The 19,990-nt window shown below is 67.2% G+C and carries 18 protein-coding genes and 1 pseudogene; 13 read left to right on the forward strand and 6 right to left on the reverse strand.

Translation table 11 applies throughout. From position 1 onward, the window contains the following. The first annotated feature begins 11 nt into the window (after positions 1–11). Entirely contained in the window at positions 12–872 is an 861-nt protein-coding gene (locus OHA05_RS35500) for a UbiA family prenyltransferase (RefSeq protein WP_328862874.1), read from the forward strand. Between the two features lie 107 nt (positions 873–979). Here the strand turns inward: OHA05_RS35500 and OHA05_RS35505 are convergent, their stop codons facing one another. After that, positions 980–2,167, reverse strand: a complete 1,188-nt coding sequence (locus OHA05_RS35505; protein WP_328862875.1) for a serine hydrolase domain-containing protein — start codon at positions 2,165–2,167, stop codon at positions 980–982. A gap of 283 nt (positions 2,168–2,450) precedes the next feature. On the opposite strand from OHA05_RS35505, the gene OHA05_RS35510 reads away from it, so the two are divergent. The 6 genes from OHA05_RS35510 to OHA05_RS35535 all read left to right on the forward strand — a co-directional run bounded on the left by OHA05_RS35510 (position 2,451) and on the right by OHA05_RS35535 (position 8,152). Next, positions 2,451–2,612 carry a hypothetical protein gene (locus OHA05_RS35510; protein ID WP_313942098.1) on the forward strand — a complete coding sequence of 54 codons (162 nt, stop codon included), beginning with the start codon at positions 2,451–2,453 and terminating at the stop codon, positions 2,610–2,612. Positions 2,613–2,799: 187 nt separating this feature from the next. Continuing rightward, positions 2,800–3,207 carry a hypothetical protein gene (locus OHA05_RS35515; protein ID WP_328862876.1) on the forward strand — a complete coding sequence of 136 codons (408 nt, stop codon included), beginning with the start codon at positions 2,800–2,802 and terminating at the stop codon, positions 3,205–3,207. Positions 3,208–3,723: 516 nt separating this feature from the next. Beyond that, positions 3,724–5,112: a hypothetical protein gene (locus OHA05_RS35520; protein ID WP_328862877.1), complete on the forward strand. Its 1,389-nt coding sequence runs from the start codon at positions 3,724–3,726 to the stop codon at positions 5,110–5,112. A 207-nt stretch (positions 5,113–5,319) separates the two neighbouring features. Then, positions 5,320–6,714: an amidohydrolase family protein gene (locus OHA05_RS35525; protein ID WP_328862878.1), complete on the forward strand. Its 1,395-nt coding sequence runs from the start codon at positions 5,320–5,322 to the stop codon at positions 6,712–6,714. A 194-nt stretch (positions 6,715–6,908) separates the two neighbouring features. Continuing rightward, a complete protein-coding gene (locus OHA05_RS35530) occupies positions 6,909–7,655 on the forward strand; it encodes an Atu4866 domain-containing protein (RefSeq protein WP_328862879.1) in 747 nt (248 codons plus the stop codon). 212 nt (positions 7,656–7,867) lie between these two features. Next, entirely contained in the window at positions 7,868–8,152 is a 285-nt protein-coding gene (locus tag OHA05_RS35535; protein ID WP_328862880.1) for an Atu4866 domain-containing protein, read from the forward strand. A gap of 975 nt (positions 8,153–9,127) precedes the next feature. Here OHA05_RS35535 and OHA05_RS35540 read toward each other — a convergent pair. From OHA05_RS35540 to OHA05_RS35550, 3 genes and pseudogenes are all read right to left on the reverse strand, one after another. Next, a pseudogene (locus OHA05_RS35540) lies at positions 9,128–9,814 on the reverse strand (IS110 family transposase); the annotation flags it as partial. A 224-nt stretch (positions 9,815–10,038) separates the two neighbouring features. Beyond that, the gene (locus OHA05_RS35545; protein WP_328862881.1) at positions 10,039–10,815 is read right to left on the reverse strand and encodes an SDR family oxidoreductase; all 777 of its coding nucleotides are present in this window, start codon (positions 10,813–10,815) and stop codon (positions 10,039–10,041) included. Positions 10,816–10,961: 146 nt separating this feature from the next. Next, positions 10,962–11,798 (reverse strand): SDR family NAD(P)-dependent oxidoreductase, encoded by an 837-nt coding sequence (locus OHA05_RS35550; RefSeq protein ID WP_328863521.1) that lies wholly within the window; start codon positions 11,796–11,798, stop codon positions 10,962–10,964. A gap of 430 nt (positions 11,799–12,228) precedes the next feature. Between OHA05_RS35550 and OHA05_RS35555 the strand changes: the two genes are divergently transcribed. From OHA05_RS35555 to OHA05_RS35580, 6 genes are all read left to right on the forward strand, one after another. Beyond that, positions 12,229–13,089: a helix-turn-helix domain-containing protein gene (locus tag OHA05_RS35555; protein ID WP_328862882.1), complete on the forward strand. Its 861-nt coding sequence runs from the start codon at positions 12,229–12,231 to the stop codon at positions 13,087–13,089. 151 nt (positions 13,090–13,240) lie between these two features. Next, complete coding sequence (locus tag OHA05_RS35560) at positions 13,241–14,179, forward strand: helix-turn-helix domain-containing protein (RefSeq protein WP_328862883.1); 939 nt, start codon at positions 13,241–13,243, stop codon at positions 14,177–14,179. A gap of 9 nt (positions 14,180–14,188) precedes the next feature. Next, the gene (locus OHA05_RS35565; RefSeq protein WP_328862884.1) at positions 14,189–15,052 is read left to right on the forward strand and encodes a helix-turn-helix transcriptional regulator; all 864 of its coding nucleotides are present in this window, start codon (positions 14,189–14,191) and stop codon (positions 15,050–15,052) included. A 200-nt stretch (positions 15,053–15,252) separates the two neighbouring features. After that, on the forward strand, positions 15,253–15,819 hold the full coding sequence (locus OHA05_RS35570) for a flavin reductase family protein (protein WP_328862885.1): 567 nt from the start codon (positions 15,253–15,255) through the stop codon (positions 15,817–15,819). Between the two features lie 43 nt (positions 15,820–15,862). Beyond that, positions 15,863–17,527: a Na+/H+ antiporter gene (locus tag OHA05_RS35575; RefSeq protein ID WP_328862886.1), complete on the forward strand. Its 1,665-nt coding sequence runs from the start codon at positions 15,863–15,865 to the stop codon at positions 17,525–17,527. Between the two features lie 43 nt (positions 17,528–17,570). Continuing rightward, on the forward strand, positions 17,571–17,882 hold the full coding sequence (locus OHA05_RS35580; protein ID WP_328862887.1) for a transposase: 312 nt from the start codon (positions 17,571–17,573) through the stop codon (positions 17,880–17,882). A gap of 27 nt (positions 17,883–17,909) precedes the next feature. Here the strand turns inward: OHA05_RS35580 and OHA05_RS35585 are convergent, their stop codons facing one another. Both OHA05_RS35585 and OHA05_RS35590 read right to left on the reverse strand, forming a co-directional pair. Continuing rightward, entirely contained in the window at positions 17,910–18,308 is a 399-nt protein-coding gene (locus OHA05_RS35585) for a hypothetical protein (protein WP_328862888.1), read from the reverse strand. Positions 18,309–18,671: 363 nt separating this feature from the next. Next, on the reverse strand, positions 18,672–19,658 hold the full coding sequence (locus OHA05_RS35590; RefSeq protein WP_328862889.1) for an aldo/keto reductase: 987 nt from the start codon (positions 19,656–19,658) through the stop codon (positions 18,672–18,674). Between the last annotated feature and the right edge of the window lie 332 nt (positions 19,659–19,990).

Genomic DNA, 19,990 nt, shown 5'->3' on the forward strand with positions numbered 1-19,990 from the left:
TACCTGCACTCGTGTCTCTACACCCGTCCGAGGCCCTTGCCCCCACGACACACCGCATCCCGGCGCTGCTGCGCTCCTGCCACCTGGAGCCGGCGCTGGCCGTGACCGTCTTCGTGACCGCGCTGGCCCTGGCCTCCGGCCGCGGGCCGGCGGGTTCGACGGCGGTAGCAGCAGCGGTACTGGCCGGTCAGCTTTCCGTCGGCTGGTGCAACGACGCGGTCGACGCACGACGCGACACCCTCTGCAGTCGCCGTGACAAGCCGGTGGCCGTCGGTGAACTGCCGCGCCGGGTGGTGGCTGTTGCGGCCGGCACGGCGCTGGCGCTGTGCGTGCCGCTGTCTCTGCTCAGCGGCGCGGCCGCGGGCGCGGTGCATCTGGTCGGCACGGCAGCCGCCTGGGCGTACAACCTGCGGTTGAAGAACACCGTGCTCTCCCCGCTGCCGTACGCCGTGGGCTTCGGCTCACTGCCCGCCTTCGTCACCCTTGGTCTGCCGTCGTCCTCATGGCCGGCCTGGTGGGCTCTGGTGGCGGGCGCACTCCTGGGCGTGGGCGCGCACCTGGTGAACGTCCTTCCGGACATCGAGGACGATCTCGCGACCGGCGTGCGTGGACTGCCCCAGAGGATGGGGCGGGCAGCGTGCCGGTGGCTGAGCCCGTTTGCGATGCTGGCGGCAGTCAGTGTGCTCGTGGCCGGGCCACCCGGGCCGCTTACGGCCATGGACTGGACGCTGGCGACGGCTGCCGTGGTCATCGCCGTGTCGGGCACGGCTGTGGCCTCGGGAACGCGGAGCCGGTGGCCGTTCCGGGCGGCCATCGTGGTCGCCGGCATTGCTGTGGCTCAGCTCCTGCTGCGAGGCGCGGACATGGTCTGAGCAGAACCGCACCGCAAGCTGACAGCACGACATCACGCCCGTCGACCGACCTGGGCGGCGAGTGTCTTGTCGGACTGTTTCTGACTGTTTCTGACCGCGGTCCGGTCCTACGGGGAAGGGGTCGGGGTCTGCTGCCTGGACTGCGCGGCTGACGGCAGGTCGAATACGTGGTCGGGGGTCACGACGGATGTGACGGCACGGCCGAGCATGGTGCTGAGAGAGTCGCCCTTGTAGTTGATGTCGGAGTTGATGAGGATCACCAACGTGGCCTTCTGGGACGGCAGCTGGACCGCGAGGGTCTCGTAGCCGGGGAGGTCGCCGTTGTGGCCGATCCAGCCGTCCACCCGCATGATGCCGAGCCCGTACGAGACGCCCGGGTAGCCGACCGGGCGGAACTCCAGACGCTGATCCTGCGTCCGTGGGCCGAGGAGTCTTCCGTCGGCCAGGGCCGGTACCCAGGTGTGCAGGTCGTCCAGGGTGGAGATCATGGCTCCGGCTGCCCAGGCCCACGAGGGGTTCCAGTTGGTGGCCGCGGTGACGCTCTCGTCCTTCGTGAAGTCTGTGTACCCCTGGGCATACGGGTCCGGAATCCCGTTGGTCGTGGGGAACGACGTCTCCGACAGCTTCAGCGGCTGGTAGACCGCTTGCTCCAGATAGGCCCCCAGGCGCTGTCCGGTGACCTTCTCGATCACCATGCCGAGCAGGACCAGATTGGTGTTGCTGTACTCCCACTTGGTCCCGGGCGGAAAGTTGAGGGGGTGCGCGAAGGCGTAGTCGAGCAACTGCTGTGGTGTGTAGTTGCGCTGGGGGTCGGCGAGCAGGGACTGCATCCAGCTCTCGTCCTCTGAGTAGTCGAAGAGGCCGCTGCGCATGCCGGCCAACTCGCGAAGGGTGATGCGGTCGCCCTGGGGGACACCGGCGACGTACGTGGCGATGGGATCGTCGAGCCCGACTCTTCCCTGGTCCACGAGCAGCAACAGTCCCTCGACCGTGAAGGTCTTGGTCACGCTGCCGATCCGCATGTGGAGGTCGGACGTCATCGGGGTGCCGGTCTTCGTGTCCGAGACCCCGAACGACTTCACGTACTCGCCTCGCCCGGGAATCCACAGGCCGATGGTCACGCCGGGGATGTCCGCCCGTTCCATGATCTCGGTGATCTTCTCAGCCAGCTGCTCGACGGTCGCGGCGTCGAAGTCCTCCTGCCGTGCCGCCTGCGAGGGCGCGGTGCCCGCACCCACCAGAAGGAGGGCGACGAGCGCCGTCAGGACCGTTCTCAGCATGCTGAGCCGGATCATCCGCGGTCACCTCTGATTCATTCAGAGAACGGGTGAATCGCCATATGCGCCATGTGTGCGAGAGGTATCCATCATAGGAATGACCGCGTCGACGAGCGAGCGCGCCGGGACCGGGGCGCCGAGGAGCCGTTACCGGTCAGGCCCCAGCACCCAGGGCTGTGGCTGGCTGGTACCTGGCCGGACCCGTACTGGGCGGCTCTGTGAGGGGCGGCGATCTTCGGCGGATGCCCGCAGATCCCATCGGTGTCATGCTGGAAGCCCCCGAATGTTGGGAGACGACGCCGTGGCTGAGAAGAAGAACAAGACGGACCCGCAAGAGAAGAACGTCAAGGCTGACCAGTCAGCCAAGGCACCGAACGAGCGAGAAGAGGAGACCCCCGTCGAGGCGCGCATCACCGCGATGGACCCGGCTGGCCCTCTGTTCAGGGGCCCCAACGATCGCTGATGGAAGCGGATCTTCAGCGGGCCCGAGGTCCTCGCGCGTCGTGAGCGCCGGCGTGGGCAGAGCATCAGATGCGTCGTAGGTGGCCGAACTGGAGGTGGGGCCGGGGCGAGATTCGCCCCCGGTGCCCGCTGCTGGTCAAGGTGCTCTGGCAAGATGACGACTTCGACGCTCCCGAGAGGTCATCCTCGTGCCGACGCCTGCCGACCATCTCGCACTGGCACATGCCGCGACAGACGGTCATGTCTTGCGGCGTCTCGCCCAATTCCCTTATCCCTTTGTCTGGATCGCCCTGGCCGAAAATCCCCACACGCCGCCGGCAGCTCTTCTGGAACTGAGCAGGGCCCGCGACAGCGTCTGGAATGACAACAGGCTTCTGCGCCTGCTGGCAGAACATCCCGGCGCGGACCGCATCGTTCTGCGAGCCGTGCTCGGTGCCGTGGCAGCGAAGCTCGAGGAGGGGGAACGGCCCTACGCCGCCGTACTGGCTCTCGCGGGCCGGCAGGAGCTAGGGGCGGACGAGGTGAGGAGGCTCGGCCGCGGGGCCTCTTCACGTCTACGCAGCCGGCTTGCCCTGCGTCTGAGTTCCCGTATCTGATGCATCGCTGGTGGCGGAGCCAGAATCTCGGTGGGCTTGGTGTGATCGCGGCATTGTCACCGTCCTGGATTCCCGGCCGCGTGCCGGGCCCCGGGGCCGCTGGGATCAGCTGAAGGGCCCCCTCGGGCCGATCGTGCCGGTGGGGACAACGCGGGCATGCACATGGTCGCGCTGCTGCGGGAGTGCTTCGCGGCCAACGCCGAAGGGCTCACCGTGGTCCAGTTGCCGCTGCACGCCCCGAACCTCAACGTGCACGAGGCTTCTGGTCGCTGGTCAAGTGCGATATCGGCAACCTCGTTTCCGCCGATGATTTGTGGTCCGGGAGCCGTCAATCCGGGTCACCGCTGCTGCCGTTCGGCACTCCTCGTGACGGGCTACGGGGGCGAAGGTGGTCGGCGGGATCCCGCTCGCCGCCGCAGGAATGGTCACCGTGCGATACTCGCCCGCATGGATTTTCGGTTGGGTCGGCGTCACGCTGTCGTGCCGGTCCTGGGCGCCGCCGTTCTCCTGGCGGGCATGAACAGCTCGACGGCGGCTCCCGTCCCGGCAGTTGCGCCCGTGACGCTCACCATCGGTGCTCCCGCGACGTATGTCATGTACTCCGCGGACGAGGGCGCGAAGGCGTTCAACACCACCTTCACCGTGCCGGTGGGTGTCACGGGAGGTGGAGGTGCGGAAGCCAGGAACATCAAGCTCACCATCGACGTCACCGCACTGTCGGGCACGGCTCGGCTCGGCAACTCCAACTGCAAGCGGCACAAGCAGGTGTTCACCTGCGACTACGGCTCCCCGAACGACGGCGAGAGCATGACGCCGTTCACCATCAGCGGTGTCGACGGAGTGAAACCGGGCGACGGCGGCACCATCACGTACACCGCGTCCGCCGACAACGCGCCCACCGTCACCGCCACGACCCGGATGCAGGTCGGCGGTCCGCTGCTGGATCTGCGCGAGCAACCGCCGGTTGACGGAGTGCGTCCCGGCGGAACGGTGCGCATCACTCCGGCCTTCGCCAACCACAGCCGGTACGCCGCGGACAAGGGCGTGGCGATGAAGATCCACTCGTCCGGCCGGGGCCTCACCTTCGCCCGGGAGCACGACAACTGCTTCTACAACTCCGGTGCTCCCGGCGATCGCTCGGACTCGGCCTGGTGCATGTTCCCCGCTCCGGTCGCACCCGGAACGGCCTACGCGCTCAGCAGGCCCCTCGTCGCCACGGCCGACTCCGGCGTCATGGCCGACGCGCTGGTGTACGAGGTGTCGTCCCAGGTGGGGAGAGATGCCGACCACACAGTGCGGGGCAAGGGTGCCCCTCTCACGCTGACACGCGTCGCCGTCGAAGGATTCGGCGCGCAACGCTCCCCGCACCGTGTTGTCGAGGTGCGCACCACCCAGCAGGCCGACTACCGACCGGTCACGGGGACCGTTACGGGCAGGATCGGTGACACCATCCGCCTTGCCCTCGGCGTACACAATGAGGGCCCGGGGGATCCCGGTGAAGAGCCGGGCCGTTTCGAGGTGATCCCGCCCGAGGGCACGACAGTCACGTCCATTCCCTACGTGAGTGACGACAACGGACCCGACTGGGTCTGCGACAGACCGAAGAAGCCGTCCGAGGCGTTCGTCTGCGATCTCGCAACGGACTCCTTCAGAAGGCTCGCGCCCGGACGGGAAACCACCATCGAATTCCACATCCGGATCGACAAGAAGGTGGCCGGTGCCCGTGGCCGGATCCGGGCCGTCGGCTCCTTCGACCGCACGCACGCGAACGACACGGCGGCCATCCTGGTGGACGCGAAGCCGGCGCCTCCGCCGTCGCCCCTGATGTGGGTCGCGGCGGCGGGCACGGTGGTCGTCGCGGGTGCCATGTGGCTCCTGATCCGCCGGCGAGTCAGCCGCGCATAGGGCCGGAGTTCAGCCAGTCGTCGCTGACCACCGAGCCATGCAGGCCATCTGCATTCCCCCGCTCACTCCACCGTTGTCCAGAACGGCGGTGACAGTGGGTGTGGGGCACCCGGGGAAACCACGGCCTGGTTGTCCCGGCGAGCCCGGACGACGCTGGTGTCTCCAAGCCGTTGCGCGACGACCGCGCCTCCGCGGGAAGGACATCCGATGGACACCGACGACACCACCAGCGCCGGCCTGCTCGACCACATACAGCGCCAGTCCTCCGACCCACACCGACGTATCCTGTTCACCGGCGCGACCATCGTCACGATGGATGCGGACCTCGGAGTCCTCGCCCGCGGTGACTTGCTCGTCGAAGGCGACACCATCACCGCCGTCGGGCCCGATCTGACGGCAGACGGCGCCGTGGTAGTCGATGCCACTAGCGCGATCCTGGCTCCCGGATTCGTCGACACCCACCGCCACGCGTGGGAAGCCCAACTGCGCCGGATCATGCCGGACATCGACGACCTCGGTGCCTATGTGATGACCACCCTGGCCGGTTACGCCACCGTCTACCGACCCCAGGACATGTACATCGGCACGAAACTGGCTGCCCTGACCGCGATCGACAGCGGAATCACGACCATGCTCGACTTCTCGCACAACTCCCGTACCCGGGATCACTCCGACGCCGCCATCCAGGCCTTGCTCGACACTGGCATTCGCGGCGTGCACGCCTCCATGGGACCGCACTTCGGAGAATGGCACCGGCAGTGGCCCGGCGACCTGACCCGGATCAAGAGCCAGTACTTCAGCACCGACGACCAACTGCTGACCCTGCGCCTGGCGACCCTCTCCACCGACGAGATCGCGGGACCGGCACTCGCCTACGGACCTGAACTCGCCCGTGTCGCACAGGACCTGGGTGTGGGTGTGAGCGTCGACGCCGTTTTCGGCGCATCGTCATCCGAGGCAGTACTGGGCTGGGCCAAGGCCGGCATCCTCGGCCCGGACGTCACCCTCATCCACGCGACGGGCCTCACCGCCGAGGCCTGGCAGGAGATGGGTGCCTCAGGGACCACTGTCGCGCTCGCGCCCACGTCGGACGCACAGATCGGTCTGGAGACCGCGGTCCCCGCCGTCGACGAGGCTCTTGCCGTCGGGATCCGGCCGGGACTGAGCATCGACGTCGAAGTCGCTTTGGCCAGCGACATGTTCACCCAGATGCGAGCACTGCACGCCATACAGCGTATGCGCGCGGTCAACGCCGCCTACGGTACCGACCAGCACGTCATGCGCATCAGCACGCACGATGTGCTGGACTTCGCCACCCTCCAGGGTGCACGCACCAACGGCCTGCACGGTGTTACCGGCTCGCTCACGCCTGGCAAGAAGGCCGATCTGCTGGTCATCGAGGCCGAGGGCCTCAACAACATGCCCCTCAACGATCCGATCGGCACCATCGTGCTGGGCTCGGACGCCCGCAACATCACCGCCGTCCTTGTCAATGGTGAGCCGCGAAAGTGGGATGGCCAGGTCCTGGACGTCGACCTGCCCGCGTTGCGAAGCCAGGTATACGCATCGCGCGAGTACATCCTGAACAACTCCACCGACTGAAGCCCTTTTCACGCAGCGTCCCACGGCTCCTTCTCATCGCCAGGACGCCGGGCCGGCGCCACAGCGGGCACCCCGGGGAAGCGGGGCTGGAGCGGGCATTGCGCGGCCCCGATGCGCACACATGAATCATGACCATGACGTCAGGCCGAGGCCCATGTGCGCCTCGGCCCTGTCGGCGACCAACAGGAATTGCCATGACGAACATCCGTACAACCGTAAGTCCCCACCGTGACGAGGCGGTCCGGCGTGAGCTGCTCTTCCCTCGGGGGCGGCCCCTGCTGCTGTCCGGCGGCGCGGTCATCACCGGAAACCCGCTGATGGGCGGCTGGCAGGAAGCCGATGTCCTCATCGGGGGCTCGCTGATCGTGGGAGTCGGCCCCGGCCTGCTGACCGCCGCGGGCGACGACAACATGATCGTCATCGACTGCGCGGGTGCCCTCGTCCTGCCGGCCGCAACCGACTTCACCTCGCCCGCCGGCAGCGGCACTCTCACCCCAGGCAATGTCGCCGACATTGCGGTCCTCCAGCTGGCCGACGCCCCCGGAACTCCGGTCGGCGCAGTCCCGGCCCGCGGCTCGCACCTCGACATCCTGGTCACCGGAGGCCACGTGCGCCTCTGGAACGGCCGCCCTCTGGACGAAGCCTCCGCTGCCGCTCCTCCGGACGGGGTGCACGTCTTCGACTCGACACACCCGTTCACGGGGATGTGGGTCGATGAAGAGGACTTCGTACGCCAGGAACTCCTCCCCAACGGGCGCTACGACGAGGCCCGTGGGGATCGACCCAGCGCCTACCAGGGGCGCTACTGGGTCAGCGGTACCCGCATCGACTACCTCGACGACCTCGGCTTCTGGGCCTTCGGCGAGTTTCACGACGGCACACTGCACCATGCCGGATACCGCTTCACTCGGCGCTGCCCCCCGTGGACCTCAGCCCGCTGAGCAGACTGGGTGTGCGGGACGCGCGGGCGGTTGTCACCGACCCGCTGATGCCCTCGGGAGCCTTGAGGCTCCATACGGCGTAGCCGCTCGGAACGACCACGTCATGAACCGGATCCTGTCGCTCGTGAAGGTGGGTGGGCTGCCCCCAGGAAGCCCTCACCTGGGGAGACGGAGGCCTGGTTGCGACGGGTCGCCGGGCCGATTCTGGATTCATGACCAGCAACGAAATCCCCCGCGGCCCGCACCCGTACGTCGGGATGTGGGTGACCGCAGACGGACACATCCGCCAGGAGCTCCTGCCGAACGGCCGCTATGACGAGGCCCGCGGCAACCGCAAGAGCGCGTACACCGGCAGCTACACCGTCACAGGCAACCACATCGACTACACGGACGACACCGGATTCACTGCCACCGGCGACGTCCGAGAAGGCGTCCTCTACCACGAACACCTCGTGCTCCATCGCGAGAGTCAAGTGCCGCCGGTGGCGCGACAGTAGCGTGCGCTCGTAGCCCGAGACCGCGTTCCGTCGCCGGCTGGGCGTGACGGCCGGGGCGGGACGGCCACCGGCCCCCTGAACACGGGCACTCCAGGTGGTCGTGTTCGGAGGGATCGAGCAGCGGCGTACTGCAGCTGCGTGCCGCTGCTCGGCGAAGGTCCACCCGCGCCGGCGGACGACGTCCGGTGCCGCACCTGTTCGCCGTCCGAGCCTGTCCCCGTGTTCCTCAGGGGGTGAGGTAGCAGGTCTTGCCCACGCCTGGCAGTGGGTCGCTGCCGAACGCGGCCGTCGTGCAACGGGCGCTCCCGGTGAACTATCTGTGGACGAAGCGGCCCGGGCGCCGTAGACAAATGGTCTGCTGCTCGCTGAAGGCGCAGGTTCCGTCTTCGGCGGAGCAGGCGGTGGTGTAGCCGGGTGGGCCTCCGGTGGCGGTGTAGCAGACCTTCGACTTGCGGTGTATCGGGTCGCCGAACGTGGCGTCGGTGCAGGGTGTGTTCCCGGTGGCCGTGATGGTGGTGAACGCGCCGAAGGCGCCGTACATCACTGGCTGTCCCGCAGCGGCGGAGCAGGTGCCGTTCTGAGATGCGCACCTGGTCCAGCCGCCGGGCGGGCCGTCGTCGGGGGGTGCCCCTATCTCTTTGGCCAAGGTAGATGGGGCTGTTCTAGGGCGTCTGGAACGATGTGCTCGTGCATGTTGATGATGAGTCGGTGGCAGCGGGCGGGAGCGGACCGGAGTGGACGGGTGCGGTGAGTGAGCGTCTGCGTTGCTGCGTCTGTGGTGGGTCGACTGATGGCGCCGAGGACTACGTGCTCGTCGAACTGTCGGCGAAGTTCTCTGAGGTTCGCCAATGGCTTGGTGCGCATGCGGAGCACCTGAACTCTGTCCTTGCGGAGGGGTTCTACGTGGAGGTCCACGACATGTAGGGCTGCCGTCATGGCCTGCGCGATCTCGGTTCGCAGGCAGGTTGGTTGCCCTCACCTCGTTTCGGTTGTCCGAGGTTCGTAGAAGGTGCCGTCTCTGAGCATGGCGAACAGGACGTCGGCTCGTCGTCGGGCGAGGCAGAGCAGCGCTTGGGTGTGGTGTTTGCCCTGGGTGATCTTCTTGTCGTAGTAGGCCCGCGATGCCGGATCGCCCAGGGCGGCGAACGCCGGTGCTGCCGTCGCCGACCTCTTGATCAGGATCCGTGCTCCGGTCCTGACGCCGACTCCCGGCATGGACGTACGGACTTGGGAAAGAGGGTGGGCCTCCAGGAGTTCTTCGATCCGTCCGGCCAGGAGTTTCCGCTGCTCAAGGACGTCATCCAGGGATTCGGCCAGGCTCGGGACGATCAGCGCGGCCGCCTCGGTCCCTGGGACGGTCACGGTCTGCTCGTCCAGGGCGGCGAATATCTCCTCGACCAGCCGCTCGGCCATCCTCGGCGCCTTCGGCCGCAGCAGGGTGATCAGCCGTCGTCGGCCGGCCTTGCGTATCTGGGCCGGTGACCCGAACCGCTCCAGCAGGGTGAGAACGGCTGGGTGCTGCAACCGCGGCCCCAGGACCCGTTCCAGCGAGGGATGGATCTGGGTCAGCGGGCCGTGCAGCCGGTTCGCCACCCGGGTGGCCTCGCCGGCCAGGTCGTCGTCGAACCCGACGATCATCTCCAGTTCGGCGATCGTCTCGTCTTCGCCCAGAAGGCGGCAGCAATGAACCCAGTGAGCCCGCCCCATGGCCAACAACGCCCTGTGTCTTGAGGAATGACTGACGAAAGAATGCCCGGTGCGGACCTTCGAGAGGCCATGCGACTCGGTATTCCAAGGAGCCGCGAGGAGGGCCGCGCCCTGTCCGGCGCAGCCCCTCCTCGTCGACACCACTGCTGCTCCTCCACACGGGGCAGCCGGTGTACGCGTCAGATCGCTTGAGCGGTCGGCATGATGGTGATCTCGGTGAGGTTGACGTGGCGCGGCACAGCAGCCATGAACGCGACGGTCTCGGCGATGTCCGCGGACTGGAGGCAGTCGATGTCGCGGATCAGCCCCGCCATCAGCTCACTGGCGTCGGGGTCCTCGACGTGGTCCGGGAGTTCGGTCTCGACCATGCCGGGCTCGATCGTGGCGACGCGGACCATCTTGGGGCCGAGCTCAACCCGCAACAGCCGGGTGAGGTGGCTGATGTAGGCCTTGGTTCCGGAGTAGATCGAGAACTTCTCCAGAATGCGGGTGGCGGCGATCGATGACGTGTTGATCAGGTCGGCGGGCCGGCCCTGCGACGCTGCTGCCGTGAGCTGGGGGAGAAATGCGGCGATGACGTTCATGACGCCGGTGACGTTGAGGTCGATCTGGCGCTGCCAGTCGTCGACCTTGAGCTCCTCGATGCCGGAGATGAGCTGGACACCCGCGTTGTTGAACACCAGGTCAGCGGTGCCGAGTTCGAAAGCGATCTGCTGAGCAGCAGCCTGAACGGCGTCGCGGTCGGTGACGTCGACGGCGAATGCGAGGGCAGTGCCGCCCGCAGCTTCGATGCTCTTCACGACCTCGTCGAGCTTGTCCTGGCGGCGTGCCAGAACGGCGACCTTGGCGCCGAGACCGGCGAGGCGCTCCGCGGTGGCGGCCCCCATCCCGCTGGAGGCTCCCGAGACAACGGCGACACGGCCCGCGAGAGGCGAGGCTGACAGAAGAGTGGACATGGCACGTTCCTTTCAGGGAGATCAGGTGACGGTGGCAGGCAGGCGTTCGCGCCGTGGGATGGCATCCGACCGGGCCGGCAGGAGGGGCACGGCCCGACCGGGCTGCTGGGCGGGCCGGCAGGAGGCCGGGCGCCAGGTTCTGCCGCTTACACGTCGTCGTGCGCAGTGGCAGCGGACTTCTCGCGCCAGGGGGCGAGGTCGCTCTGGACCTGCTGGTATTTGACCTCGAGGCGCTCGATGGTGTCCGCCCCCAGGTAGAGGTGAGTCGGCAGCTTCTCGCTGGAGGTGACCTCGTAGATCAGCGCCCCACCCTTGACCGGGTCGCCGAGCTGCGCGTGGTTGGCCTTGTCGATCCAGTCCAGCGTCACATGAGCCGGGGTGCCGTCGTAGGCCGCGATACGGTCGGCGGCCACGGAAAGAGAGCTGGAGTCGAGGAAGTCGGTGCGGAATACGCCGGGTTCGACCACCATCGACTGAACTCCGAAGGGCGCCATTTCCGCGGACAGGGCTTCGCTGATTCCGGCGACTGCGAACTTGGAGGCGCTGTACAGGCTCACGCCGGGCTCGCCCTCGAACCCGGAGCGGGAGCCGATGTGAACGAGCTTGCCGAACCCCTGCTTGCGCATGACGGGCAGGACGGCGCGGGTGGTGTTGATCAGGCCGAAGACGTTGAGGTCGAACAGCGACCGGGCCTCCGCGTCGGTGACCTCTTCCAGAGCCCCGAGCAGACCACGGCCGGCGTTGTTGACCAGCACGTCGATACCGCCGAAGCGGTCGACAGCAGCCTCGACGGCTGCAGGAATGCTCGCGGTACTCGTCACGTCCAGGGCAACGGCCAGAACCCGGTCGGATTCCTTGAAGTCTTCCGGAATCCGGTCCGGGTTACGAACCGCGATCACGACGTTGTTGCCGTCGGCGAGCGCGGAACGCGCAATTTCTGCGCCGAGCCCGCGAGATGCGCCGGTGACGAACCAAGTAGCCATGACTATGCCTTTCTTCTTCTGCGTTCGAGTTCCGCTCATCGGGCCTCTATCCCGACGCATTCGAGTCTGCCCGTGGACGTCAGCAGCAGGAAGGCTGAGAGTTTCCTGGGAGAAATACTCCTAGGCTCCCTGGCAGTTCCTCATCGAGGCGAGGCACCGCCGTCGATGCTCACCATGTCGCTGCGCCGGCAGGGGGAGCGGGGCATCGTAGGCCGGTTGGATCACTCTTCAGACGGTCGTCCGCTAGGAACATCGGCCGCAATGGGTACCCCAAGGCTCAGGAGCCCACGGTTCGCTCGGCGTAGCGCGTGTGAAGCCGCATCGGCGAGGACTGCCTGCGCCGGGCGCGGGTCAGGTAGAGCGCTCCTGGGAAAAGCGCACCCCCTTTTCCGTACACCGCAGGGCCGTTCATCCACCTAGCCTCGACTGCATGGACTCAGATAAGCGCCCGGCCGCCGAGAGCGCGCTGGGAGGTTTCCTCCGTGCGCGGCGCGCCCAGCTGCGCCCCGAAGACGCCGGACTCAGTACGTCCGGCCGCCGTAGGGTGCCCGGTCTGCGTCGTGAAGAGGTCGCCCTCCTCGCCGGCGTCAGCGTCGACTACTACATGCGCCTGGAACAGGGCCGCGAACGGCATCCCTCCCAGCAGGTCCTCGACGCTGTGGCCAAGGCTCTGCGACTGGACGATGCCGCGGTGGCCTACCTCTACCAGGTGGCCGTGCCGAGTGCCCGCCGTATGCGCCGCTCCCACCGAGTCGAACGCGTCGGCCGGCCGATGCAGCAACTCATCGAGAGCTGGTCCGACACACCTGCCTTCATCCTCGGCCACAGCTTGGACATCCTGGCGCGCAACCAGCTCGCCGAGGCCCTCCACACAGGCTTCAACTACAGCGACAACCTCGTTCGCATGACCTTCCTCGATTCCTTCGCACGTGACTTCTACCGGGAATGGGACCGAGCAGCCGTATCGTGTGTGGCCGCCCTTCGCCAGGCTGCCGGTGGGGACCCGGACGACCGACGATTGATCGAGCTCGTCGGCGAACTGTCCGTCAAGAGCGGAGAGTTCAGAGACCTCTGGGCACGCCACGACGTACAGGGCAAGACGCGTGAGGCGAAACTGTTCCGACACCCCGCGGTCGGCGACCTCGAGCTGCACTACGAGGCCTTTACCATCCACAGCGCCGCCGATCAGCAGCTTGTTGTCTACCAAGCCGAAGCAGGCAGCCCTTCGGTCGACGCCCTCGCCCTGCTCGGGTCTCTCAGCGCCGTCCCCGCGCTGCAAACGCCCCCGTGACTGGCCCCGCCGGTCACGCCGCCCGCTGCTGCCCCTGAGCCGGCACCGTCGGGCTGCCTGCGACCTTGCAGCCTGGCCTTCGGCTTCCTGGGTGTGCTGCGGCCACGCTCATCTCTCCACTCAGCGCCGAGCGCGTCGGAGAATGGTCTGCATGGAACAGATCGTGGAGCTGGGAGAATTCCTCCGTTCATGCCGCGGCCGACTCGACCCCGGCGAGGCGGGGGTGCCCAGAACGGCCCGCCGACGCGTCCCCGGCCTGCGGCGTGAGGAGCTGGCTCTGCTCGCCGGCGTCAGCGTCGACTACTACACGCGGCTGGAACAGGGACGCAGCCGGACAGCTTCGCCTGAAATACTCGACGCGCTGGCCACCGCCCTGCATGTGGACGACACCGAACGCGCACACATGTTCGACCTGGCTCATCGCCGGCCTGTCCAGCCTCAGCGGGCCCGCATGTCGCCACCCGAGCGGCTCAGCCCCGCGGTGCACCAGTTGCTGGCCACTCTCAACACGGCCTACTGCCCCGCCTTCGTCCTCGGGCGCCGTACCGACGTCGTGGCGACCAACCCACTCGCCCGTGCGCTGATCGCAGATTTCGACGCCATGCCGGCCAAGGAACGCAACCAGGCCCGCTTCGTCTTCCTCGACCCCGAGGCGCGGGAACTGTACACAGACTGGGAGACGGTCGCCGCCGACACGGCCGCCCTGCTCCGCATGGACGCGGGACGACACCCCGCTGATGCGCAGCTCGGCGAGCTGGTGGGCGAACTCGCCGCCCGCAGTCGGAGCTTTCGTGAGTACTGGGCCGAGCGCAGAGTGAACGAACGCACCGAGGGGGCAAAGGGCTACCACCACCCCGTTGTCGGTGACCTGGCCGTCACCTACCAGGCGCTGATGCTGCCCGGAAACACCGATCAGACACTCTTCATCTACACCACCGAGCCGGAGTCACCCTCCGAAACCGCGATGCGACTGCTCGCGACCTGGTCCGGCGGGGACGCCGTCGACCGTGCGCAGACCGTGCCAGTCAGCCATGAGGACGAGGAGCCGGAACATGTCTGGACCCGTGCCCGAGCCACCCACCTCGACTAGCCTTGCACCATGAGCGACGGTACCCCGCTGGGAGACTTCCTCAGAGCACGGCGCGAAGCCCTCAAGCCGCAGGATGTGGGACTGCCCGAGCACGGCCGCCGGCGAGTTCCCGGCCTGCGCCGCGAGGAAGTCGCCCTGCTGGCCGGCGTCAGCTCCGACTACTACATGCGCCTGGAGCAGGGTCGCGAGAAGAGTCCTTCGCCTCAGGTGGTTGATGCAGTCGCGACGGCCCTTAAGCTTGATGACGAAGCTGTCGAGCACCTGCGCAGGCTCACCCGGGCGCCGTACGAAAGCCGCCGCCTCGTGGCCGGCGATGAGCAGGTCGATGCTCAGCTTCTGCAGCTCCTCGACAGTTGGCCGGACACCCCTGCCTTCGTCCTGGGCCCGGCCCTGGACGTGCTGGCCCGCAACAGTCTTGCTGCTGCCCTGCACAGCGGATTCCAGCGATTCGACAACCTGGCTCGCATGGTGTTCGTCGACCCTGCCGGACGCGATTTCTACCAGGCGTGGGAGAGAGCCGCACACTCCTGCGTCGCCGAACTCCGTGCCGCCTACGGATACGATCCGGAGTCGCCACGGATCAACGAAGTCGTCCGGACCCTCTCTACCAAGAGCCCGGAATTCGCGGATCTGTGGGCACGCCACGACGTGAAGGCCAAAACTCGACAGACCAAGCCTCTTCGGCATTCCCAGGTCGGCGACCTGGAGATCCAGTTCTCGGCTTTCACGGTCAACGGGGCAGCCCACCAGCAGTTGGTCGTCTACCAGGCCGAACCCGCCAGCCGGACGGCCGCCGCTTTCATCGAGCTCCGGTCCACGTTCGAAGCTCAGCGCGAAGAGGCCGGTTCGGACCGGGCCGGCGTCGACCGCTAGCCGCGCACAACGGCTCCTGGACGCTCACTGCGGCGTCCTGACCACAGCCTGGCTGTCGTGCACCCAGGAAAATCCCGGCCTTTCAGCCTTGTCGCGTGCTGGGCAGACTGATGCGTACAACAAGAAGCTGAGGAAACAACACCGCGACAAACAGCGGCGCACATTTCCCGGCTCACCCGTACGTCCAGGAGAGGCCAGCGATGACCACTGCCAGTGACTTGCAGGAACACCCTTTGAATCAGGTGCATCGCCTGATCGAGCCCGGCCCCGTGATTCTGGTGACCACGCGGCATGAGGGCATCCCCAACGTGATGACCAACGGCTTCAACATGATGGTCCGGCACGAACCGCCGCTGATCGGATGCACCATCGGACCTTGGGATCACAGCTACGCCGCTTTGCGCGCAACCGATGAATGCGTCATCTCGATCCCCGGCAGCGAACTTGCCGAGATTGTGGTCGACGTGGGCAACTGCTCCGGCCAGGAGGTCGACAAGTTCCAGACTTTCGACCTGACGCCCGTGGACGCAGAGAGCGTCCAGGCGCCGCTGATCGCCGAATGCTTCGCCAACATCGAATGCCGCGTCGTCGACACGGCCCTTGTTGACTCGTACGACCTGTTCGTACTCGAAGCGGTCAAAGCCTGGGTCGACCCTTCACGCACCGACCCGCAGATGTTCCACCACCGTGGTGACGGCACGTTCACACTCGACGGCGAGACGGTAGATCTCCAGGACCGCATGACCAAGTGGCAGTACCTTCTCTGAACTCCAGCCGCCACATCACGGCGACGCCAGGAAAGGAGCATCCATGGCAGGTCTGGAGCTCATCGTGGTGGTCCTGGCCGCCGTTCTCCTCATGAGCTGGACGGCACGCCGACTGCACCTGAGTGAACCCATGCTCCTGCTGGCCGGCGGCATCCTGATCGGCCTGACGCCACCCTTCGAGCATGTCGACATCCCACCCGACGTCATCCTGATGATCTTCCTCCCGGCACTGCTGTACTGGGAGTCGCTCACCGCCTCCCTGCGCGAGATCAAGAGCAACTTCCGATCCATTGCCCTGCAGGCGACTGGACTGGTGCTGGTGACAGCACTCGCCGTTGCCGCGGTCGCGCATGGCCTCGGGTACGCGTGGCCACTCGCCTTCGTCCTGGGAGCCGTGCTGGCCCCCACCGACGTGGCCGCCGTGGCTGCAGTCGCCAGAGCCATGCCCCGTCGCATCCTGACGTTGCTGCGTACCGAGAGCCTGCTCAATGACGGAACCGCCTTGGTCCTGCTCGCCGTGGGCCTGGAACTGCTGACCGCCGGTGAGCCCTTCTCCTGGGCCACTACAACGCTGCGGTTCGTAGAGTCTTACGCAGGTGGCGTGGCCATCGGTGCTGCCATCGCATTCGCCCTGATCCCGGTGCGCCGCCATCTGCACGAGGGGATTCTGCACAGTGGCCTGAGCGTCGCCACACCCTTCATCGCCTTTCTGCCCGCAGAGGCGCTGCATGTCTCGGGTGTCCTGGCTGTCGTCACCTGCGGGCTGATCACCAATCGGGTGGGCCCGAGGATCATCGGGCCCGATGCCCGTCTTCAGTCCGTCTCCTTCTGGGAAGTCACGACCTTCCTTCTCAACGGTGCCCTCTTCGTCCTCATCGGCATCCAGACGCCGGCCGCAGTCCGGGCGCTCACTTCCATCTCACTGCTGCAGGCGGCGGGCATCGCGGCAGCGGTCAGTGCCACCGTCATCAGCGTCCGTATCGCATGGTTCTACACCGTGCCCTACTTGGTCCGGCTCATCGATCGCCGACCGCAACAGCGCGAGCGTCGCATCAGTGCTCGCCAACGACTCCCGCTGGCGTGGGCCGGGATGCGAGGCGCGATCTCCCTCGCCGCGGCACTGGCCATCCCGGCGACGACGACGGACGGCCGGCCCCTCGAACAGCGCGACGCGGTCATCTTCATCACCGTCGTCGTCATCGTGGTCACCCTGGCTCTCCTCGGCCCCGCCCTTCCCCCGGTCGTCCGCCGTGCGCACTTCAGCGAAGACGTCACGGAAGCGGACGAGGTCGACCTCGCCGTACGTCACCTCGCCGCAACCGCGCTCACCGAAATGCCTGCCCTGGTGAGCCGATTCGACGTCCCCCGTGACGCCTGCTCCTACATCACCGCCGATCTCAACAAGCAGATGGCTTTGGGCGCCGGCGAGCTGCACGACGCGGGGGCCAGTGGTATGCGCCGTCAGGTGAGTGCCGTCTTCGCCCTCGAGGAAGCCCTCTTGGAGGTCAAGCGCACCGCCCTCGCTGAACTGCGCAACCAGGGGCGCATCGATGACATCGTGCTGCGCAGGGTGCAGCGGCACCTGGATGCCGAGGAACAGAGCCTGGAGCTCAGGGACGCACTGCTTCCCCCAGCCGACGGTGCTGTCGAACCGGACAGAGACAGAGACAGAGACAGAGGCCGGGAGGACGGGCCGGCCCCGTCCTGAAAGCCACAGCAGTGCTCCCGGAACTCGTCGCGGATCGGGGTCGATGCGAAACAGGGCTGCAGGACGCCGCGTGGTCGACTGGGCCGCGCAGATCCACGGCCGCGACCTGGAGATCGTCCGCGAGGACCCCGGCCGGCGCGGCTTCCAAGTCCAGCCCAAGCGGTGGGCGGCAGAGCGCACGCTGTCGTGGCTCGCCTCCCACCGGCGCCTGGCAAGGGACTACGAGACCAGCCCGGCCCACTCCGAGACCATGATCTGTCGGGCGATGATCGGCATCATGCTTCGGCGGTTCACCCGCAAAGGACCGGCGTCACGGCCTGGCCCCCGGCCGCTCACCCGATTCGCTGCAAGCTGACCGGACACGCCGGCTCGCAGCGGACGTTCAGTCAACTGCGTCCCCGAGAAGCTTCGCCTCCAGCACGAGCAGGTCAGCGTCACTGACGCACGGAGCAGTCCAGTCGTTGCTGCAGGCGTGCGCGATGAACCGCGGGTCGAGCGCCACATGATGACGCTCGACATAGTGGGCCAGGTCCGAGTACCAGAACCAGCGTCCGTCCGTCAGCAGGTGCAACCCGCCGATCACGGCATTGTTGGGGCTCAGCACGTCGTGCACGAGCGTGGTCGTGGCGGCCAGGACCGTACCAGCGCGCAGGTACTCGACCAACTCGCGAGCGTTTTCCGGTTCCTGGGCGCGAACGGCGGACCGGAGCGACGCTCCGTCCGCCCTGCCGTGCCCAAGCTCTCTGAACTCACCGACGAAAGGGAACGTCTCATCGATCACCCGCAGAGGGTAGAGCACGAAGACGCCACGATCGACTGAGATCTCAAACGCGGTCGGGACGTGGACCTCACTCCGAAGGAGAGCAGCTAGCGGGTCCCTGCGCGTCCGTGACGGTGGTAGCGCAGGCAGCGGAACCCAAGGTGAGTACGCCATCGGAAAGCGGTGTACAGCGCACGCTGCCTTTACCCATCAACGCCCGCTGCGCGCCTGCTCCGATGGTGGCGTTCATCCAGGCACGCGGCCGCGCCGCGGTGTTCAGTGCAAGCAGGCCCGGGCCGCTGCCGCTGTCCAAAGAGACCGTGGAACCCACTCACGCATCGATTTCCACTCCTCGTAGGAGCACGTTCCGACGGATCCGGGACGTCAGCGGTCGGTCGAGGCGAGCTGCTGCGGGGTGTACCGTGCGCCGCTGACGTTGTCCGGTCGGACGGCTTGGTCCAAGGAGGACAGCTCCTCGGCGTTCAGTTCGATGTCGTGGGCTGCGGCGTTCTCCTCGAGGAACCTGCGGCGCTTGGTTCCCGGGATCGCCACCGCACCCTGTGCGCTCACCCAGGCCAGCGCGACCTGGGCCGGCGTGGCATTACGTCGCTCGGCGATGGCGCGTACGTGGTCGACCAGCGCGAGGTTGGCCGCGATGTTCTCCGGCGAGAAGCGGGGGAGTCCTCGGCGCGAGTCGTCGGGCGCCAGGTCGTCCACGCTGCGGATGGAGCCGGACAGGAATCCGCGGCCGATGGGCGAGTACGCGACGGTCCCGATGCCGAGTTCGTCCAGGACGGCCTTGGTCCCGTTGTCCAGCAGGTCGCGGCTGAAGAGCGACATCTCCGACTGCACGGCGGTCAGCGGGTGCACCGCGTGGGCGCGCCGGATCGTCGCGGCGGACACCTCCGACAGGCCGATGTAGCGCACCTTGCCGGCCGTGACGAGTTCTGCCATGCCGCCCATGGTCTCCTCGACGGGGGTGTCGGGGTCCAGGCGGTGCATGTAGTAGAGGTCGATCACGTCGGTGCCCAGGTGGCGCAGCGACCGTTCGACGGCGCGGCGGATGTGTTCGGGCCGGCCGTCCAGCGGTCCGGGTGCACCCTCGTCGGTGAAGTCGAGGCCGAACTTCGTCGCCAGGACGATTTCGTCGCGGCGATGGCCGAGTGCGCGGTGCAGGAGTCGTTCGTTCTCGAAGGGGCCGTAGGACTCTGCCGTGTCGAACAGGGTGATCCCGAGGTCCACGGCGTGATTGAGCGTCGCGATGGATTCCGTCTCGTCATGACTGGCGCCGTACACCCCGCTCATGCTCATGGCGCCGAATCCCTGAGAGGACACGGTCAGTCCCTGACTGCCCAGTTCAACTGTCTTCATCGCTTGTCTCCCACATGACCTGTGTCGCACAGCCCTGCTTGAAGCCCGACCTCGGATTGCCTGATGCCACGGAACGTGTGGCAAGGGCCCCGGGGCCGGAAGTCCCGGCCGGCCCGGCACATGCACTGTACACAGCACGTTATTGAACGCTAAATCATTACTGACGTCGTCCACGTCTCCTCGGGCACCCCCGCCCAACAAGCGGTCATTCGCCCGGTTCGCATGGGGGTCTCCTCGCCGAGGGCCGCTCCATGGAGAGGACGCACGCCCGTCCGACCATGCGGAATGTGACGTGGATCCCAGCTTGGCGCGCGGTGTCACAACCGCGGCAC

The sequence above is a fragment of the Streptomyces sp. NBC_00306 genome (assembly GCF_036169555.1).
GTDB classification, from domain to species: Bacteria; Actinomycetota; Actinomycetes; order Streptomycetales; family Streptomycetaceae; genus Streptomyces; species Streptomyces achmelvichensis.

What these genes read in the sequence shown, in the direction of transcription:
- OHA05_RS35505 (WP_328862875.1), bottom strand. Translation starts at nt 2,167, where the DNA reads ATGATCCGGCTCAGCATGCTGAGAACGGTCCTGACGGCGCTCGTCGCC.
- OHA05_RS35545 (WP_328862881.1), bottom strand. Translation starts at nt 10,815, where the DNA reads ATGTCCACTCTTCTGTCAGCCTCGCCTCTCGCGGGCCGTGTCGCCGTT.
- OHA05_RS35535 (WP_328862880.1), top strand. Translation starts at nt 7,868, where the DNA reads ATGACCAGCAACGAAATCCCCCGCGGCCCGCACCCGTACGTCGGGATG.
- OHA05_RS35590 (WP_328862889.1), bottom strand. Translation starts at nt 19,658, where the DNA reads ATGAAGACAGTTGAACTGGGCAGTCAGGGACTGACCGTGTCCTCTCAG.
- OHA05_RS35565 (WP_328862884.1), top strand. Translation starts at nt 14,189, where the DNA reads ATGAGCGACGGTACCCCGCTGGGAGACTTCCTCAGAGCACGGCGCGAA.
- OHA05_RS35560 (WP_328862883.1), top strand. Translation starts at nt 13,241, where the DNA reads ATGGAACAGATCGTGGAGCTGGGAGAATTCCTCCGTTCATGCCGCGGC.
- OHA05_RS35525 (WP_328862878.1), top strand. Translation starts at nt 5,320, where the DNA reads ATGGACACCGACGACACCACCAGCGCCGGCCTGCTCGACCACATACAG.
- OHA05_RS35530 (WP_328862879.1), top strand. Translation starts at nt 6,909, where the DNA reads ATGACGAACATCCGTACAACCGTAAGTCCCCACCGTGACGAGGCGGTC.
- OHA05_RS35580 (WP_328862887.1), top strand. Translation starts at nt 17,571, where the DNA reads ATGCGAAACAGGGCTGCAGGACGCCGCGTGGTCGACTGGGCCGCGCAG.
- OHA05_RS35575 (WP_328862886.1), top strand. Translation starts at nt 15,863, where the DNA reads ATGGCAGGTCTGGAGCTCATCGTGGTGGTCCTGGCCGCCGTTCTCCTC.
- OHA05_RS35570 (WP_328862885.1), top strand. Translation starts at nt 15,253, where the DNA reads ATGACCACTGCCAGTGACTTGCAGGAACACCCTTTGAATCAGGTGCAT.
- OHA05_RS35550 (WP_328863521.1), bottom strand. Translation starts at nt 11,798, where the DNA reads ATGGCTACTTGGTTCGTCACCGGCGCATCTCGCGGGCTCGGCGCAGAA.
- OHA05_RS35520 (WP_328862877.1), top strand. Translation starts at nt 3,724, where the DNA reads ATGAACAGCTCGACGGCGGCTCCCGTCCCGGCAGTTGCGCCCGTGACG.
- OHA05_RS35555 (WP_328862882.1), top strand. Translation starts at nt 12,229, where the DNA reads ATGGACTCAGATAAGCGCCCGGCCGCCGAGAGCGCGCTGGGAGGTTTC.